Genomic DNA, 17,926 nt, shown 5'->3' with positions numbered 1-17,926 from the left:
CTCTGCTTAAATAAGAAATGTAGATTTTGACGTTAAGAACCGTGATATTCTATATAGAAGCTACTCAATATTTCTTAATTAATTTTTGAATAAATAAAAGTCTATTTAATATTGAACTTGTTTCAGGAAGAAAATTGGAGTAGAATTAATTCTCAATAACTTACCTTATTCAATATCGCACTATCTCTAGGATTTTCGATGTTTCCGACAAACCGAGGAATCATGTGACATTAGAAATAAAATACAGCTTGTCCATTGGCTTTATCTCAGTTCAGATACTTTAGGAATTTTTATTCCAAATATATTAACAAGAGCATTACAACGAAAACAATGAAACATATAAAAGCAATCTCTAATCCGCCGAATATTGCTGTTAATATCATTATGAAAAATACCCAAGTATTGATTACTTTTAAGAATCTGCGATTTTGCATGATAGGTTGATAATGACTAATGTAATTTATAATTTTCTTGATAACCATGCAAAATTAGAATTCATTTATGTATTTAAAATACGGGAAACCGTAAGTCTCTAGCACATTTCATTTTTCGTTTATCGATCTAAAAACTTCTCAGTATTTTCCTTTTTGGGCCTAAAGCTTTAATAGATTCCTTGTTTTTATTTGATGGTTATTTGATAACCATGCATTAAGTGAAATGAATGAATAGAGTTTTATGATTTTTAAAAGAAGCTATTTCTTTTTTTTATCAAATAGTTGATATAGAATAATAGGTGCTAATCGTGAAGATGAGCTTGCCTTTTCCATGAATGTATAGTTTTTATAAATTTCAATAACGTTTACAGTAGCATTTTTTACTTTTATTCTACTTTTAAAGTAGTTGTATCCAAATTATTCAATGGGGAATCAAATGCATAAGGTACTCGTCCGGATGGAACAAACTTCGACGAGTCTTTCAGATGTACATCTTGATCATCAAAGAAAATATGTGCTCCAAAAGCTTTTAAAACTTTATCTTTAGAAAGCCCTCCTAGGAAGTAGGCTTCATCAACATATACTCCCCATTTACGTAACGTTTTAATAACTCTCATATGCGAGGGTGCATTTCTTGCCGTTACAATAGCAATTCTTAATGGAGATAATTCAATAGTACCAGGAATCTGTTCTTGAATTTTTGATAGTTTAATCAATAATTTGGCAAACGGTCCTTCTTGTAGAGGAACATCTTCATTTTCTTGTTCGTGTTTGTGAAAAGCTTCTATTCCTTCTTTTTTATATCTGTTTTCAGATTCGTCAGAAAATATGACAGCATCTGCATCAAATGCAATTTTCACTCGATTATCTAAAGGTTTAAATTCCGTTGGGGGTTCATATATGTATGCAGCTGCACAAGTTTTTGAGTCTATAACAGTTTGTACATCTTTTTCGTCTTTGCTTAGAAAAAGATCGATATCAAAAGCATCAATATAGGCAGCTAATGGTTCCCCTCCACTCAAGGCAATTCGAGTTATATCTAAATGATGATCTCTTAAAGAATTCATAATACGCACACCTGTTTCAGGGCTGTTTCGTGACATTACTACTACTTCAACTATTCTTTTTTTTGCATTAGAATTAAGATGCAGTAAACTTTGTACTAAATGAAAGGCCGTTCCAGGCTCTAAAGCTTCATTTTCGTGATCTTGCTGATATTTTCTATATCCTGATATTCCTTGTTGATTGAATATTTCATTTTCAACTTCTAAATTAAAAAGGGCACGACTAGAAACCCCAATCACTAATACATCTGATAAATCTAATGGCATAATATTTTAGAATAAATTTTAATAATAACAGATTAATTATTTTGGCTATATATAATCGTAAAATACTTTAGTCACACCCTAGATATCTTCTGTAAGATTTAGTGATAGCATTTCTTTCAGCAAATTTATTTATCATTTTATATTATAGCTTACGGTTTTCCGTAAAACTCAATATTTAATAAAACTTGAATTTTTTAGGCAATATATATCCTAAGATATCTATTGTTTTTTATATAAATAATAACAGTGATTTAATTAACGAGAATTTTTAATAGGAGGAAAGTCTGTACTACTAATCAAGATATTTTGCAAACCATTATCATTAAATAATTTCAGCTTCACCGATTTGATGCGGACCTTCATGAATCCACCATATTCGACCTTTTGTCAAGTATTTCTCAATAGGTTGATACATTAAGAATCGTACAGTAACAGAACGCTCTTCACCAGGTTGAATCTCATTGTCATTTTCAAAGACAATATCACCAATATATGTTTGATCTATTTTTCCATCTATTGTATATTCAAAAACATGATTTGGACGATAACCGCTTATAATACCATTTTTACGACCACCAGTTTCTGTTGATTTTAGTCGCAGAATAGCTTTGAATATAATTAATCTATTTTGATGTTCATATTGTAGATCACAAATACTCGAATGCGTGTATTTATCATAAGCCATCACATCAAATACTTTAGATTGTCCAGTATCTAACCAACGTTTATAAACGAGGTCGCCATTGATATATAAATACAACTCATTGCCTTTAATCTCCTTAAAAATCATCCTATAGCTTTAACTTTTGTCCAGAATTACACTTGTCTAGTAAATCTCAATTTCTTATCCTCCTATACCCTGAAGGTCTTAGAGTATTAGATACTATTCCCAACCCATATTAAAAGAATTTAGCTAAGTGTTCAGCCTGAGCAAACACCTCTAAATCCTTACCTAGTAAAAGCAAAATAGATCACATACAGCCAGCTGCAGATACCGTGGAAAATAGCCCATAGTATTGATTTATTTCTCTCCCATGAAGTAACAACAGCGATTACCGAACCTAAACCAATGCCAGATTGGGTGATTGTTTTTGTTGTATTGGTTGTCAATTCCTGTCCAAAAACAATAGAGGTCATGGAGAGCAGAAAAATAATTAAGGTTAGCTTTTTCATAATTAGGATTATATTTTTTAATGTCTATTTTTCGATTTTCAAATTCTTTTATGGTTTTTATCTCTTTAGAAATTAGCAAATAGCTTTCATTTTCATCCAGCGTTACCCTTATCTATATAAGTCTTAACTTCTTACTCCTCCTATACTCCCAAGGTCTTACGGCGTTACGTTGTCTCCACAAACCAGATTTATTAAGTTGTGCCAAATGTTCCGCCTGAGCAAACTCATCCGATTTATCAAACATCTTATAATGCCAAGCAAGACCTGATTTTAGTAATGCTAAATTGACATCAACAGAGTCACTCGTCCAGACGATGCCAACTCTTCTTCCATACCGATCGATATCTTTAACATCAACAGTTACCATTTTAGAAAAACATAAGTCTGACGTAAACTGCCTCGCTACATTTGCAAAATCTTGTCCTTTTTCAGGACAATCAATTCCATAAAAGCGAACTCTGATTTGCGTATTGGTTGAATCAAGAATGGTTATCGTATCACCATCTGAAACTCGAACAACTTTACCTTTAATAATTCCGCAAAAGCAAATGATTGGTAGAAAAAGTATAAGAAAGGAAAGAAAATATTTGATACTTATCTTAATAATATTCATTTTCCTTTATTTCCCTTTATAAGTAATTAAATCTGCCAATGTAATTTCAAGACCTTTACATATCTTCAATAGCGTTATAAATTGAAAATCTTCTTTAGCCCTTTCTATATCACTTATTTTCGCGTGATCAAATTTTTCACCACTTCTTTTAGCTAATTGTTCTTGTGTAAGATTTAAAGATTTCCTTATTTTCCGTATGTTTTCGCCAATGAGTTTATAATCCTTTTCAAAATTTATGTCTACCATATAAATATTTTTTGGTTTTATTGCCAAATTTAAATCTTATTATTATATTTGTTTCAGTTATTTAAGCGACTAATAAAGTAGGGGATATCCCCTTACTTTAAACGATGTCACTCGTGAGTGGAAACCGTCAAAATTTCACATGAGTTGATCGTGAGTTCGTCATATCTATTGGATTTTACTATCTTTACGATACTAAGCCAATAGGGCGAACCTCATGTTAGACTTTGTGAAAATTAACATTTTTGTTAAGCAGGTTCTTGACGGTACCTCACTCAAAGCTTTGAAGTTCGCCCTATTGGTTTTACCTGCCAATTAAGCTTTCTTTCTTGCTTTAGAGTTTCATCGTTTTCATAACCAACTAAAATTATGAGAACAAAAAAAACGATTATCAAAGAACCCCAAGATGAAATCCAGGATTTGCATCTCACGTTTTCCAATTCAAACATATTAAAGAACAAGTGTCGTGCACCAAGCTGATGACGATACGACATTAAAAACCAATTAAAAAAGAACGGTTATAGAGCAGTATTTTATTCTACCTGTATACTGTATATGACTAAACTTTGATAAGGTTTTACCGGCTTGTATTTAATCCTTACAATTCCCCCGTTTTTTGTTACGCCCGACTGCTGTGATATCTTGACACATAAAACTAGCAAATAAAAGCATACGATCAAAAAACAGTTGTAGAATTAAGCTTATTGCGATGCAATAAGGCAAGTCGGTTTTTCATTTTACACAAAATAATGCAATCACGAAGACCAATTATAACCAGTGACGAAGCAGTAAAATTGCATTTTTTCCAACTTATTTTTTAACTGTTGAAAGGTTGAACAGGGAGCTTAGTGCCAAGGTTATAGCTCCCGATCACCTTTCTATTTAATCTTAAAAAAATGCAGAAATTATGCAAAGGGGAAAGCTATGCACTATTCCCAACGAAAAAAACTGCCTCTACCCGAGGGTTATTAGTAGGTCTTCATCGTAAAACAGACCAAAAAACGAACATATTGAAAAATTCTACTCCTACTAAAATAAGGCAGTCGGTGGACATGCCCCAAGGAAACTTGATATCCCGAGTGACCACCATCAAAAGATATTGGTTACAGCCTATGGCGGTATGCCTGATGATAATCGCGTTAAATGCGGTTTATATGTTTAGTGTATCAGCTCAGACGCCCCGCAAGGACAGCGGGGCGAATGGGCCGATAAAAAAATGCCAACAAGGAAATATCAAAAATGGATCATCGAACATGTGCAGCGCAATCAAGCTATTTTAGCAGAACAGTCCTCTCCAGCTGTTTCTGCTACGTATTGATCTTATAAGATCTTATTCCGTATCTCTTGCTCGTCTAAACCTGTGTACGCAGCAAAAATTTTGATGCTGATATACTGGTTTGATGTTAGCCCATAACAATCCCGTATGATCCGAAAAATACGATAAGTCTGTTTTTCACTCTTCCCCAATAAAATGGTTGCTCCTTTGGGATATATACAAATTCGATTAATATTTTTCATATGATATTCATGTTTGCTTGCCGATAGCAAACATCCGCTATTGATCCAGTCGCTAAGCAGGGATACTCCAGGGTATAGACATATCAAAGGCGTTATTCAAGAACGCACAGTATTTGGAGGTGGTAAGAGCGTTGTAAGTGTGTTCCAGCTATGCTTTTAACGCACTATGTACGCTTTATGTACGCTTTATCCCTGCTTAGTCCCTACTTGATCCCTACTTAATGAACAAAGGATTCCCATATAAGCTGTGCTTGAATAATTTGTTATACACCTGATTTATTTTGGTTAAAATGGTTTCAATTCCTCTCCAGGGAATGCTGATAACGGTGATGTAGTGTTGAAAATACAAAAAATAATAGGTTCTCCAGTATCATATTTCCCCATTATTCCCCATATCAGCCCATTTGATCCCGATCATTTTTTATGGATAGCCATCTTCGTATTGTCAAACAAAATTAACGTCATGGCAAGATCAGAAGGTTTAATCAAATTGAATGGAACGGTCGGGGACCTTTCCTTCTACAAAACAAAAGGTATTGGTTACCAGGCACGCATGAAAACGGGTGTTTCAGGTGATCGCATTGCAAATGATCCAGCATTTGCCCGTACCCGAGAGAATGGGGCGGAATTTGGAAGGGCGCAGCAACTGGGCAAGAAACTCCGCGAATTGCTTCGAGATGCGCTATTTCAAAATTCGGACAACAAGTTCAGCACCCGATTGGCGGGCCGTCTATTGAAAGTGGTGCAAATGGATACCGTAAATGTCCGGGGTAGCCGGATTATGTTGCCCGAGAATATGGTGCTGCTGCAAGACTTGGAGTGTAACAGTAGATCGAGTTTGGGAACCATCACGCTGAAACCGCTAACGTTGGACTATGATCGGACCTCGGGTCTGGGAATATTGGAATGCTCGCGATTGGTTCCTCACCTGAACATCGCTAAATTAAAAGGAGCGACACATGTGCAGTACAGCTTGGTGCTACAGGAATTCTCAGGAACGGATCTGGATAATCGTCCTGTGATTCAACGGTCTGCCTATATCGAGCTTGGTGAGATCGATCCGATGGATCTGGCGGTGCAAGCAACGTTGGATGCTGATCCAGCTAAAACGGTGTTGATCCTGGTTGGAACAGGTTACTATCAAATGGTCAATGGGGCGTATTATCCATTAGCGAATGGCCAATATAACGCCATGAGCGTGAAACAGGTGCTTGTACCTTAGTAGTAGTTAGTATTAAGTACTTAGACATACGAAGTTTTAGAAACCTTCGGTTCGAAGGTGCATCTGCTTTTAGAAAGTGTTGGAGTATTGCAATAATAAATTATTATATAGAAAATTGTAAAAAAATGAGAGAGATCATTGTAAAAATAAGTCGTGTGCTTCAAGTGGTATTGATGGCACCTATAAAACTGCCAGTTAAGGTATTGGAAATTGTCAAGTATATTGCTCTGGGATTGGGAGTTATCGAGACCGTGCTTGATAAGGGACAGGAAGAGGAAACGGAAAAAAATCCTCCTGCAGAAAAGGAAGATCAACTGGAAGAATCCGCATCGAAAGTGTTACTTGACGAGGAAGAATATCAAAAAGTTCCAAACGTAGTCATGAATGACACGAAAAATGAAGATGACCCCCTGGAAAGCTTGCAGGACGATGAGGGACAGCCATTCGAGCGATTACATCGTACTGAACCCCAACAGGATGATGGCACAGAAAGAACCGTTACAATACCACAAGATGTCTTGGATCAGGATGTCGGATTAGTCAAGGAAAAGATCAAAAAAAGTGAAAAGAAGAAGGAGGGGGCTAATGAAAATCAATGATATGCGTTTTGGTGTATTGGGAGGGACACTCTGCTCCATTTGGATTTCGATTTCATTTGGTGATGTGCTGCAAACCATGCTGATGGCGGTGGTAGGGACAGCGGTCAGTTTTGTAACCAGTCGGTTGTTGGGTAAATTGGGGCAACGTAAAAAGTAATCCGCATAGGCATGGCTGTATGTTTGAAGCACCTCGACCGCAATCGAGGTGCTTCATTCGTATTTATTAAAACAATAGATTCTATTTTGTAAGGCTATTTATCGTTGATAAGATGGCAATTACAATTTCATCCGGTGAAGCAAAAAAGAGGAGAATTCTTGAACGGCAACTTGGATACATGCCTCATCTACCTGAAAGTTAGGTGCATGATTCATCGCAATTATTCCCTTTTCGATGTTAGAGCCACCTAAAAGAAAATAGACACCTGGTATTTCTTTTTGGAAATAAGCAAAATCATCATTGAAATAAGGGGCTTGTCCATAGCTAAGTTTTAACCGATCCATCTGTTGAAAGGCATTCGAAGTTAAACTGCTATCATTTTGAACGGTTGGGTTATCCATGATAAAGGAAATGGATTGCCAACGTTCTTTTAGACCCTTATTTTCAATAATTTTTTCGACTGTTGATACTAGATTTGAAATTTTATTTTTATCTGTTTCATAGACATCAAAACTCAATTTGCCATTTTCGTTATCGTGCGACATGGAAAAATTGCTGACAAACAGGTAGTCTGCAAATATGGTATTCGGATTTCCTAAACCCAGATTCGGATCCACCATTTTACTGATATCAGCAGGACTAGTTGTGGTATTGACCCGAGAAATCTGTGTAGAAATAGCTTCCTTTAATTGGATTAACTTTTCTTTCTCCACAACGGAATTGAATTGTACCTGCAATCTTCTTTGGTAAGCAAATATTTCATTTGGTCTTACCATAATATCACCAACAGGTAAAGCGGTGACATGTAGACCATAAATTTCATTCAGTTGTAGACTATCGATGTGTTTTCCTTCCACCATTCTTTTGGCTCCGATAAAGCTCTCTTCCTCGGGCTGAAAGATGAAATATAATGTTCCACTAAAATCGTTTTTATACTTTTTAAGTACTTGGGCAATGCCTAGCGCAATAGTCATATGGACATCATGCCCACATCCATGAGACACGCCCTTGTTGTTGGATTTGAATTCGGAATCCGTACTTTCATCCATGGGTAAAGCATCCATATCAGATCGCCATCCTATAGCTGGACCTGGTTTTTTACCTCTTAATATGCCAATCACACTATTGCCATAACCGTTTGCTTTTACTTCTAAACCTAAGGACAATAGGTAGTTGATGATCTTATCTTTTGTGACTTTTTCTCCTCCAGCAAGTTCTGGATGTTGATGAAAATCTCTCCTTAAGGCAACCAGTGATTTGAAAATATCTTCGGTATTGTTTTTAATGGATTGTTTCAGTTCCATGTTTTGTTTTTGAGCTGAACAGAGCAGAGAAAAGCTACAGCAAATCAAAAGAAGTAATGTTTTCATATTGTTAATTAATTAGCGCAGCTGTTTATCGCGTTAAGATTTATTTAAAACTACGCATTTACCCAGACATCCTCATATCGATTTCGGTAAACAGTAGCTTGTTCTCGGTCAATGGCAACTTTTAATCGGTAGTTATAGATATGGGAAGGAATAGGAGTGGCGTGTTGGAGAGATGTAGCCAACGTAAAAAGGTGCTCTAATTTTTAATGACAGTATGCTCCAAGCACCTGATGACTGAGGTGCTTAGAGTATAGTAAAATAATGAACCTACTGAATAGGTTTATATAATTTCAAATTCAGATCCAAGTATTGGTTTTTTGAATTTCGAATATAGATATAGGCTTTTTTTCGATTTTCTTGAATCATTTCAATCGCTATTTGAGAATCATATGCATATTCGCCGTAATTTAAAGGTTCTAACGATGCATAAGCTAAAGACGAAAAATCATTTTCAGCAGCTGATGCGATTTTCCACTGCATCGTAGTTAAGTCCATCAAACCCTTTTGCTTTCCTATTGTCAATATGGCATAGCCTATATCTTGCGTATTGTTTGTCCAATTGGGCGATTCGCTAAAAGATTCTTTTAATTGTATGCCACTCAATAGCGACCTGAAACTGTATTCTTCTTTACCGGTATTCATCCAAAACCAAGCATCGTCTTCATTGCTGTAACTTTGTTTTTTGGTTGGAATGTCGCTTAGTTTTTCAAAATTTGGAAAAGGAACACCTCGTTGATTAATGACAGCATAATGATTGTCATACATGACTATTGCACAATATGCATTCTTAACTTTAAAAATCCGAAATATAGTAGGTCTATCCTCTACCTCGTCATAAAAATGAGGACTGAAATAAGTAAGTTGACCTTCTTCGTCTACTTCAAAACCCGTTAAGTCCGATTTTACAAAACTTTTGAAAGATGGTTTGATTTCTCCTTCTTCTTTCATCGTTACAAAGAGTTGAGATTCACTTGATGCTGTTTCCTTGAGCTTATAGTTATCTAGGCTACCGGATATTTCACCTGTACAGCGATCTTCACTCATTTGTTCAAGACTATAATGAAAATTAAGATTTGGATGAAAGAAATAAGGTTCGTTCAATATCGGTTTGGTGATTATTTTCTTTGTTTTCCGATGGAAAAATCCCCATTTGTTGACCTGTTTAGAATAGTAAGGAATCAGATCGTTGGATGCATACGGCTTTATTTTTTCTATCAAAAATTTATCTACTTTCTCTTCACAAGTCATCGTCGTTTGAGCACGCACACTAAAATGAAATAGGATATAGGCGAATAAAATTATTTTCTTCATTTAATATCTATTTAAATTTAATTTCAATGATTGTTTAGTTTCATTTTGCATCAGAAATATAAACTATTGAATAGGTTTATATAATTTTAAATCTAGATCCAGGTACTGGTTTTTTGAATTTTGAATATAGATATAGGCTTTTTTTCTGTTTTCCTGAATCATTTCAATCGCTATTACAGAATTGTATCCATTTTCGTTCTGATTTAAAGGTTCTAATGATGCGTATTCCAAATACAAGAAATCATTTTTAATGGAGGGCTTGATTCTCCATTGCATCGTAGTTAAGTCCATTAGACCCTTTTGCTTCCCTATTGTCAATATGGCATAACCTATATTTTGTTCATGATTTCTCCAATTTGGCGAATCGTTAAAGGTTTCTTTTAGTTGTGTACCCTTCAATAATGATCTGAAAATATACGCCCCTTTATCCGTGTCAATCAAAAACCAAACATCGTTTTCGTTGCTATAACTTTGCTTTTTAGCAGGATAATGTCGTAGTTTTTCAAAATTTGGAAAAGAAACACCTTTTTGATTGATGACAGCATAGTAACTGGTATCCTCTTCTTTATAGGTTATTACTGCGTAGTATTCATCTTTAACTTTAAAAATGTTTACTATCTTGGGTTTATCGTTGATCTCGTCATAAAAGCGAGGATTAAAATAAGTGAGCTTGTCTTTTTCGTCTACTTCAAATCCCGGGAGATCCGATTTTACAAAGCTTTTGTACGAGATATGGGCTGGTTCTGTACCCATTGCCTCATAGACTTGATACCTACTTGATGCTATCTCTTTTACCGTATAGTGTTTTTGGCTACCTGATACTTCTCCTGTACATCCGTCTTCACCTTTTTGTTCAAAACTATAATAAAACGTAAGATTTGGTTGAAAAAAATAAGCATCATGAAAGATCGGTTTGGTGATTATTTTCTTTGTTTTCCGATGAAAAAATCCCCATTTACCAGCCTTTTCAGAATAATAAGGAATCAAGTCGTTAGACGCATATGGTTTTATTTTTTCTATCAAAAGCTTCTCGACCTTCTCTTCGCATGTCATCGTCGTTTGAGCACGCACACTAACATGGAATACGATACAGGCAAATAAAATTATTTTCTTCATTTAATATCTATTAAAACTTAATTTCAATGATTGTTTAGTTTCATTTTGTATCAGAAATATAAATTAGTGAATAGGTTTATATAATTTTAAATCTAGATCTAGGTATTGGTTTTTTGAATTTTGAATATAGATATAGGCTTTTTCTCGATTTTCTTGAATCATTTCAGTTGGTATCGAAGCATCGTAACTATGCTCTTTGTGATGTAAAGGTTCTAGAGATGCGTATTCCAAAAACGAAAAATCATTTTTAATGGAAGGTTTGATTTTCCATTCCATTGTGGTTAAGTCCATCAGACCATTTTGCTTCCCTATAGTCAATATGGCATAACCTATATTTTGTGCATGGTTTGTCCAATTTGGTGAATCAGTAAAAGTTTCTTTTAGCCGTGTACCATGCAAAAGTGATCTGAAAATATATTCGTCTTTACCTGTTTCAATCCAAAACCAAGCATCTTTTTCGTTGCTGTAACTTTGTTTCAGAATAGGGTAGTGCTGTAGTTTTTCAAAATTTGGAAGAGCAATACCTTTTTGATTGATGACAGCGTAGTATGTGGTATCATTTTCTTTATAAGTTGTTATTGCATAGTATTCATTCTTAATGTTAAAAGTGTGTAATATATTGGGTCTATCATTGATTTCGTCATAAAAACGAGGATTAAAAGAGGCGAGGTTGCCTAGCATATCTATTTCAAATCCAGAGATATCCGATTTTACAAAATTTTTGTAAGATACTTTGGAATCTGTTGATCCCATTGCCTCAACAATTCGGTATTCACTTGATGCTATTTCTTTTATGGTATAGTGCTCTTGACTGCCAAGTACTTCTCCATTGCATCCGTCTCCGCCCGCTTGTTCAAAACTATAAGAAAAGCTAAGAGTTGGTCGAAAAAAATAAGCTTCATTAAAGATGGGCTTGGTGACAATTTTCTTTGTTTTCCGATGAAAAAATCCCCATTTACCAGCCTGTTCAGAATAATAAGGAATCAGATCGTTGGAGGCATAGGGTTTTATTTTTTCTATCAATAGCTTATTTACCTTCTCTTCGCAAGTCATCACCGTTTGCGCAGATACAGTAAAATGGAATAGGATACAGGCGAATAAAATTATTTTCTTCATTTTTATAAATTATTTTACTAGAGGCAATAGGTGGTTGTTAACTAATTTCTTTTAACACTTTACATGGGTTTCCTACAGCAATCGTATTGCTCGGAATATCTTTGGTAACCACGCTTCCTGCCCCGATGACACAGTTATCTCCGATAGTCACACCAGGCAAAACCACGACATTTCCACCAAACCAAACATTATCGCCTACCCTTATCGGCCGTGCATATTCTAGGCCTTTGTTTCTTTGTTCTACATCGATAGGGTGACCGGCCGTATAAAAGCTGCAATTGGGGCCAATAAAAACATTGTCACCAAAAGCTACTTTTGCGCAATCTAAAATAACGAGGTTATGATTGGAATAAAAGTTTTCGCCAAGCTCGATATTATAACCATAGTCACACCAAAACGATGGCTCGATATAAAAGCTATTTTTAGTTTTTTTTATGATTTTTCTGATGAGTATAGTGCGTTCCTCAAGTGCTGAACTTTTCATTTGATTATATTCCGAGCACAGATCTTTGCAGTTTAAACGTTCCTGTTTTAAATCCTCATCATAATTGGCGTCGTACAACAAACCTTGTGCGCATTTTTCCTTTTCGGTCATGGTTCTATAATTAAGTAAAATTGTATAATAGGTTTAAAATATCAAGTGAGATACCGTGTTATGTATAACCGAATATTAAGTTAAATATAATATTAACTTATTTCAATAGCAAATTAAAATAAAGTTAATATTTAGCTACCTGCTTTGTTTAATTTTACACCTGACTTAACTTTCGATAAAGCCATCCGTATGGGATGGCTTTTATCTATTGGGATTTTCTTCTTATTTCAATACAAGATGTTTATGCGAAGACAAGTTTAAATGGATAGGGTTGGCATTCTTTTTTAACAGAAGTTTTACTTGCATATGAAGAATCCTGTTGATATCAATTGTTTCCTCATGATCAGGTCAGCGGAATCCGCTCATAAGAAAACCTCAGGAGCTGGTTTATCCAGCTCCTGAGGTTTTCTTATGATGATGCAATTTAAAATGGTACATCTGGATTGACGATCTTACGTTCGTCATTTCCAATCAGGATCTTTTAGTCTCCCTTATTGCGTCCAGCCACCTCCTAAAGATCGGTACAGATCCACAACGGCGGCGAGTTCCGCTTTCTTGACTTGTGCGAGTTCCAATTCACTTTGTAGCATATTGCTTTGCGCTGTGATGACCTCTAAATAAGTGGCCATACCGGTTTCGAAAAGCAGATCAGCATGTTGGATGGCTGTTTTTAAACGGTTGACCCGTTGTGCCGTAAGCTGTTGTTTTTCTTTTAATTTTTGTATCGAAACCAACGCATCCGACACTTCCCCAACAGCTGTGATAACCGTCTGTTTAAAGCGGATCACATTTTTCTCTTGCTCTACGCGTGCCACTTCATATTGTGTTTTGAGTTCGCGACGTTGGAGAATAGGCTGTGTGATACTTCCGGCAATGGCTCCAAATAGGGATCCTGGAATATTAAACCAATTGCTAGCCTTAAAAGCATTAACACCTGCTTCAGCACTGATCACCAAAGAAGGGTACATCTTCGCTTTAGCAGCTTGTTGATAGGCTTGTGAGGCTGTGACAGCGAGTTCTGCTTGCTTGACATCGGGTCTACGACTTAATAAGTCGGCAGGTATTCCTGTTGCCAAATCTTCAGGAAGACGAATATTCGCTAGCTTCTCTGTTGTTTTGATTTCCTTGGGCAGTTGACCGCTAAGAATTTGAATGGCATTTTCTTGTAGATGAATTTGCTGTTCAAAATCGGGGATCAGGGTAGCGGCTGTTAATCGTTGTGCATCGATCTGTTCTACGGCCAATAGGCTGATGTCACCTACTTCATATTGCTGTTGTACAATGCGTAAGGTGCTATCGCTTAAACGCAGGTTTTGCTGTGCAATCTCATGCAACTGATAGAGCATAAGCAGTTGATAGTACCCTTGGGCTACTTGTGAAATCAACTGAGTTTGCACCGCTTTTTTAGCTTCTTCTGTTTGTAAATAGGAAGCTAAGGCCACCTTATTTTGACTTTTGATCTTGCCCCATAAGTCGGCTTCCCAGGAAAGACCCAAGGATGCGGTATAATCTTCCACATGATTCTGACCTAAAAACTGACCTAGGCTCAACCCATTCATACTGTTGTTGGATGGGTTGGTGCTATTGGCTTTGACTTGCAGTTGCAAGGTGGGCAAATAGCCAGCTTTTGCTTGTCTCAGCATCAGTTGTGACGATTCGATGTTTTTGATCGCCAGTTGCATATCCACATTGTGTTGGATAGCACTGTCGATCAAATTTTGTAGGGTGCGATCTTGAAAGAAATCACGCCATGGAATCGAACCGATATTGTTTTCTTGTACCGCTTGTTCCTGATCACGATACTGCTCAGGAAGGGCAGGGGCAAGATGCTGGTTACTGACCAGTTTTTCTGTTTTACAGGACCAGACAACAAGGGGTAAGATGAAAACGAGCAGTATAGTTATTTTTATATTCATGTATGTCGATTTTGTCATTGTTCACTAGTTGGTGTGGATTGGAATGCGAATAGCTGCCTGACGATCCGATTCTTGTTCTACTTTAGATAATGGACTTATTTTCTCTTGTATAAACTGGAAGAAGATAAAAAGTATTGGTATGATAAAGAGCCCAAGCACAACACCGGTCAGCATCCCGCCTGCAGCGGCAATACTGATCGAATGATTTCCTTGTGCCGAAGGTCCTACAGCAGTCATCATCGGAATCATCCCCACAATAAAGGCAAGTGAGGTCATGATAATGGGTCTCAACCGTAGTCGTGCAGCTTTGAGGGCAGCACTAGGAATGGAAAGTCCACGTTTACGTCCTTGAATCGCAAATTCGACAATCAGGATGGCATTTTTGGCTAATAATCCAATCAGCATGACTAAGGCTACTTGTACATAGATATTGTTGGCGATATCGGTTACACTAATGGCCGCAAATACACCAAATATTCCTGTTGGAATGGATAGGATAACCGCTAATGGGATGATGTAACTCTCATATTGCGCAGCAAGTAGGAAGTAAACAAAGATCAAACACAGGATAAAGATCAGGGTAGATTGTCCACCCGATACAATTTCCTCTTTGGTCATACCCGAAAACTCATAGGTATATCCTGTTGGCAATTGTTGTGCGGCAACTTCTTCCACAGCACGAATCGCATCTCCTGAACTGTAACCTGGTTTTGGAATCGCATTGATACCGATGGAATTGAACAGGTTGTATCGGGAAGCAGTTTCTGGACCATAGACACGTACCATTTTGACCAAGGTATTGATCGGCACCATATCCCCTAAGCGATTCTTAACAAAGATACCATCCATGGAAGAAGGTTCAGTACGGTCTTTTACATCGGCTTGAACCATAACTCGATAATACTTTCCAAATCGGTTGAAATCGGATGCTTGTGCACTTCCGAAGTATGCCTGCATGGTCTGCAAGATACTTTTGGTACTCACGCCAAGTTGTTCTGCTTTGATGTCATCCACTTGCAGTTCATACTGCGGATAATCCGCTTTAAACGTCGTAAAGGCCATCATAATCTCGGGACGCTTCATCAGTTCGCCAATAAAGTGTTGGCCTACGGTACTGAATTTACCGAGTTGCCCACCGGTTCTATCTTGTAAAACCATATCGAGCCCGTCTACATTACTAAATCCGGGTACCGTTGGAAAAGTGAAGACGAAAAAGTTAGCACCTTTAATTTTGGATAAGCGTTGATTGACATCCGCCATGATGGCGTTGATGTCTTTAATAGCACCGCGTTCTTCATGCGATTTGAGCAGAATAAAGGCTACCCCTGCAGATGGACTGGTAGATTGTGTCAAAATGTTAAAACCAGCCAATACATTCAGGGTTTTTGTAAAATCAGCTTGTTGCAGCTGTTGCTCAGCCTCTTTCAACGCACTTGAAGTACGATCTAGGGAAGCCCCTGCTGGCATAGAAAGAGATATGGCAATAAAACCTTGATCTTCCGATGGAATAAAGCCAGTCGGTGTCTTACGAATCATCACGACCGTCAGGATCAAGATAATAGCCAAGCCACTGAATGCAACCCATTTGTAGCGGATTAAAAAGCGTAGGCTACCCAGGTAATTTTTGGTTAACCGATCAAAACCAGCATTGAATCCGGTAAAGAAACGTTCTTTAAAATTGAGTTTTTTGCTATCGTCATGACCGTGATGTGCAGGCTTTAAAAAGAGCGCACAAAGTGCTGGACTTAACGTCAGGGCATTGATGGCCGAAATTACAATGGCAATCGCCAAGGTAAAGGCAAATTGTCGATAGAACACTCCTGTAGAACCTTCCATAAAACCAATGGGAAGAAATACAGCGGACATGACTAAGGTAATGGAAATGATGGCTCCGGTGATCTCGCTCATCGCCGAAGTGGTTGCCAGTTTAGGAGACAGGTGCTCATGCTCCATCTTGGCATGTACAGCCTCGACGACGACAATCGCATCATCGACGACAATACCAATGGCCAATACCAACGCAAATAGCGTCAATAAGTTGATGGAGAAGCCAAAGAGTTGCATAAAGAAAAAGGTTCCGACAATCGCTACGGGTACTGCGATAGCAGGTATCAACGTCGATCTAAAATCTTGCAAGAATAGGAAAACAACCAAAAAGACTAGGATAAAAGCTTCGATCAGGGTATGTTTTACCTGATCAATGGATTGATCCAAGGCATCTTTGGTGTTGTAGAGTACCAGGTATTTCACACCTTTTGGAAAACTCAGTGAAGCTTTCTCCATAAATTTCTGTATCGCGATCTGGATTTCATTGGCATTGGATCCAGACAATTGCATCACACCAATATTAAGTCCTGCTTTTCCATTGATGCGTGTATGGCTGGCATAGGTATAAGAACCCAATTCCACACGAGCGACATCTTTGAGTCTCAATATGGAACCATCGGTATTTGAACGGATGATGATGTTTTCATAATCACTTGGTTGGTTCAGCTTTCCTTTGTATTTGATGACAAATTCAAACGCTTCTTTGCTGTTTTCACCAAATTTACCAGGGGCTGCTTCGACGTTTTTGTCCTGAATGGCCGCCATGACTTCTTCTGGTGTCAATTTGTAAGTTGCCATTTGATTGGGATTGAGCCATACCCGCATCGAATAATCTTTACTTCCCCCAAATACCATCGCTTGCCCAACTCCGGGAATACGTTTAAGTTCTGGGATAATATTGATCTGTGCATAATTGGTTACGAAAGTTTGATCATATTTACCTTCATCTTCGGTATACAGATCCAGTACCATGATTAAGCTGTTCTGTTGTTTTGCTGTTGTTATCCCTGCTTGCACCACTTCGGAAGGAAGTTGACTGGTTGCCTGCGAAACACGGTTTTGCACATTGACCGCAGCTTGATCGGGATCAGTACCTAGTTTGAAATAAACGGTAATCATGAGTGATCCATCGTTACTGGCTGTGGAACTCATGTAACTCATGTTTTCAACCCCATTGATCGATTCTTCTAACGAAGGTGCTACTGCACGAAGGACCGTCTCGGCATTCGCACCTGGGTATAAAGCGGTTACTTGTACCGCAGGGGGAGCAATGTCGGGAAACTGTTGTAAGGGTAATTTTAAAATCCCGATAATCCCCAGTATGACAAGTAATATCGAGATTACGGTAGCCAGTACAGGTCTTTCTATAAATTTCTTAAGCATGT

The 17,926-nt window shown here is 37.3% G+C and carries 17 protein-coding genes; 3 read left to right on the top strand and 14 right to left on the bottom strand.

Annotated features, from left to right (window positions below; genetic code table 11):
• Positions 1-820 precede the first annotated feature (820 nt).
• The 6 genes from LZQ00_RS10820 to LZQ00_RS10795 form a co-directional block, all read right to left on the bottom strand.
• A complete protein-coding gene (locus tag LZQ00_RS10820) occupies positions 821-1,765 on the bottom strand; it encodes a 5'-nucleotidase (protein WP_234509299.1) in 945 nt (314 codons plus the stop codon).
• Positions 1,766-2,087: 322 nt separating this feature from the next.
• Positions 2,088-2,555, bottom strand: a complete 468-nt coding sequence (locus LZQ00_RS10815; protein ID WP_234509298.1) for a hypothetical protein — start codon at positions 2,553-2,555, stop codon at positions 2,088-2,090.
• A 158-nt stretch (positions 2,556-2,713) separates the two neighbouring features.
• Positions 2,714-2,938, bottom strand: a complete 225-nt coding sequence (locus tag LZQ00_RS10810) for a hypothetical protein (protein ID WP_234509297.1) — start codon at positions 2,936-2,938, stop codon at positions 2,714-2,716.
• A gap of 112 nt (positions 2,939-3,050) precedes the next feature.
• Positions 3,051-3,551, bottom strand: coding sequence for a thermonuclease family protein (locus tag LZQ00_RS10805; RefSeq protein WP_234509296.1), 501 nt, complete (start codon positions 3,549-3,551; stop codon positions 3,051-3,053).
• Between the two features lie 6 nt (positions 3,552-3,557).
• Positions 3,558-3,797: a helix-turn-helix domain-containing protein gene (locus LZQ00_RS10800; protein ID WP_234509295.1), complete on the bottom strand. Its 240-nt coding sequence runs from the start codon at positions 3,795-3,797 to the stop codon at positions 3,558-3,560.
• Positions 3,798-5,114: 1,317 nt separating this feature from the next.
• A complete protein-coding gene (locus LZQ00_RS10795) occupies positions 5,115-5,312 on the bottom strand; it encodes a hypothetical protein (RefSeq protein WP_234509294.1) in 198 nt (65 codons plus the stop codon).
• Between the two features lie 463 nt (positions 5,313-5,775).
• On the opposite strand from LZQ00_RS10795, the gene LZQ00_RS10790 reads away from it, so the two are divergent.
• The 3 genes from LZQ00_RS10790 (at position 5,776) to LZQ00_RS10780 (ending at position 7,290) form a co-directional block, all read left to right on the top strand.
• Entirely contained in the window at positions 5,776-6,534 is a 759-nt protein-coding gene (locus LZQ00_RS10790) for a hypothetical protein (RefSeq protein WP_234509293.1), read from the top strand.
• A gap of 125 nt (positions 6,535-6,659) precedes the next feature.
• Positions 6,660-7,133, top strand: a complete 474-nt coding sequence (locus LZQ00_RS10785; RefSeq protein ID WP_234509292.1) for a hypothetical protein — start codon at positions 6,660-6,662, stop codon at positions 7,131-7,133.
• The gene (locus LZQ00_RS10780) at positions 7,120-7,290 is read left to right on the top strand and encodes a hypothetical protein (protein WP_234509291.1); all 171 of its coding nucleotides are present in this window, start codon (positions 7,120-7,122) and stop codon (positions 7,288-7,290) included. Before LZQ00_RS10785 ends, LZQ00_RS10780 begins: the two co-directional genes overlap by 14 nt.
• 119 nt (positions 7,291-7,409) lie before the next feature.
• Here the strand turns inward: LZQ00_RS10780 and LZQ00_RS10775 are convergent, their stop codons facing one another.
• The 8 genes from LZQ00_RS10775 to LZQ00_RS10745 all read right to left on the bottom strand — a co-directional run bounded on the left by LZQ00_RS10775 (position 7,410) and on the right by LZQ00_RS10745 (position 17,924).
• Positions 7,410-8,660, bottom strand: coding sequence for a M20 family metallopeptidase (locus tag LZQ00_RS10775; RefSeq protein WP_234509290.1), 1,251 nt, complete (start codon positions 8,658-8,660; stop codon positions 7,410-7,412).
• 50 nt (positions 8,661-8,710) lie between these two features.
• The gene (locus tag LZQ00_RS18460; RefSeq protein WP_262910906.1) at positions 8,711-8,842 is read right to left on the bottom strand and encodes a hypothetical protein; all 132 of its coding nucleotides are present in this window, start codon (positions 8,840-8,842) and stop codon (positions 8,711-8,713) included.
• A gap of 85 nt (positions 8,843-8,927) precedes the next feature.
• Entirely contained in the window at positions 8,928-9,971 is a 1,044-nt protein-coding gene (locus tag LZQ00_RS10770) for a hypothetical protein (RefSeq protein WP_234509289.1), read from the bottom strand.
• A 63-nt stretch (positions 9,972-10,034) separates the two neighbouring features.
• A complete protein-coding gene (locus LZQ00_RS10765; RefSeq protein ID WP_234509288.1) occupies positions 10,035-11,087 on the bottom strand; it encodes a hypothetical protein in 1,053 nt (350 codons plus the stop codon).
• Positions 11,088-11,150: 63 nt separating this feature from the next.
• The gene (locus LZQ00_RS10760; protein ID WP_234509287.1) at positions 11,151-12,203 is read right to left on the bottom strand and encodes a hypothetical protein; all 1,053 of its coding nucleotides are present in this window, start codon (positions 12,201-12,203) and stop codon (positions 11,151-11,153) included.
• A 37-nt stretch (positions 12,204-12,240) separates the two neighbouring features.
• The gene (locus tag LZQ00_RS10755) at positions 12,241-12,798 is read right to left on the bottom strand and encodes a sugar O-acetyltransferase (protein WP_234509286.1); all 558 of its coding nucleotides are present in this window, start codon (positions 12,796-12,798) and stop codon (positions 12,241-12,243) included.
• A 491-nt stretch (positions 12,799-13,289) separates the two neighbouring features.
• Positions 13,290-14,732: an efflux transporter outer membrane subunit gene (locus LZQ00_RS10750; RefSeq protein WP_234509285.1), complete on the bottom strand. Its 1,443-nt coding sequence runs from the start codon at positions 14,730-14,732 to the stop codon at positions 13,290-13,292.
• Between the two features lie 6 nt (positions 14,733-14,738).
• Positions 14,739-17,924 carry an efflux RND transporter permease subunit gene (locus LZQ00_RS10745; protein WP_234509284.1) on the bottom strand — a complete coding sequence of 1,062 codons (3,186 nt, stop codon included), beginning with the start codon at positions 17,922-17,924 and terminating at the stop codon, positions 14,739-14,741.
• Positions 17,925-17,926: the final 2 nt, after the last annotated feature.

The organism is Sphingobacterium sp. SRCM116780, assembly GCF_021442025.1.
Taxonomy (GTDB): domain Bacteria; phylum Bacteroidota; class Bacteroidia; order Sphingobacteriales; family Sphingobacteriaceae; genus Sphingobacterium.
Note: the sequence above shows the minus strand (reverse complement) of the source record. Positions and strands in the feature narration are given on the sequence as shown.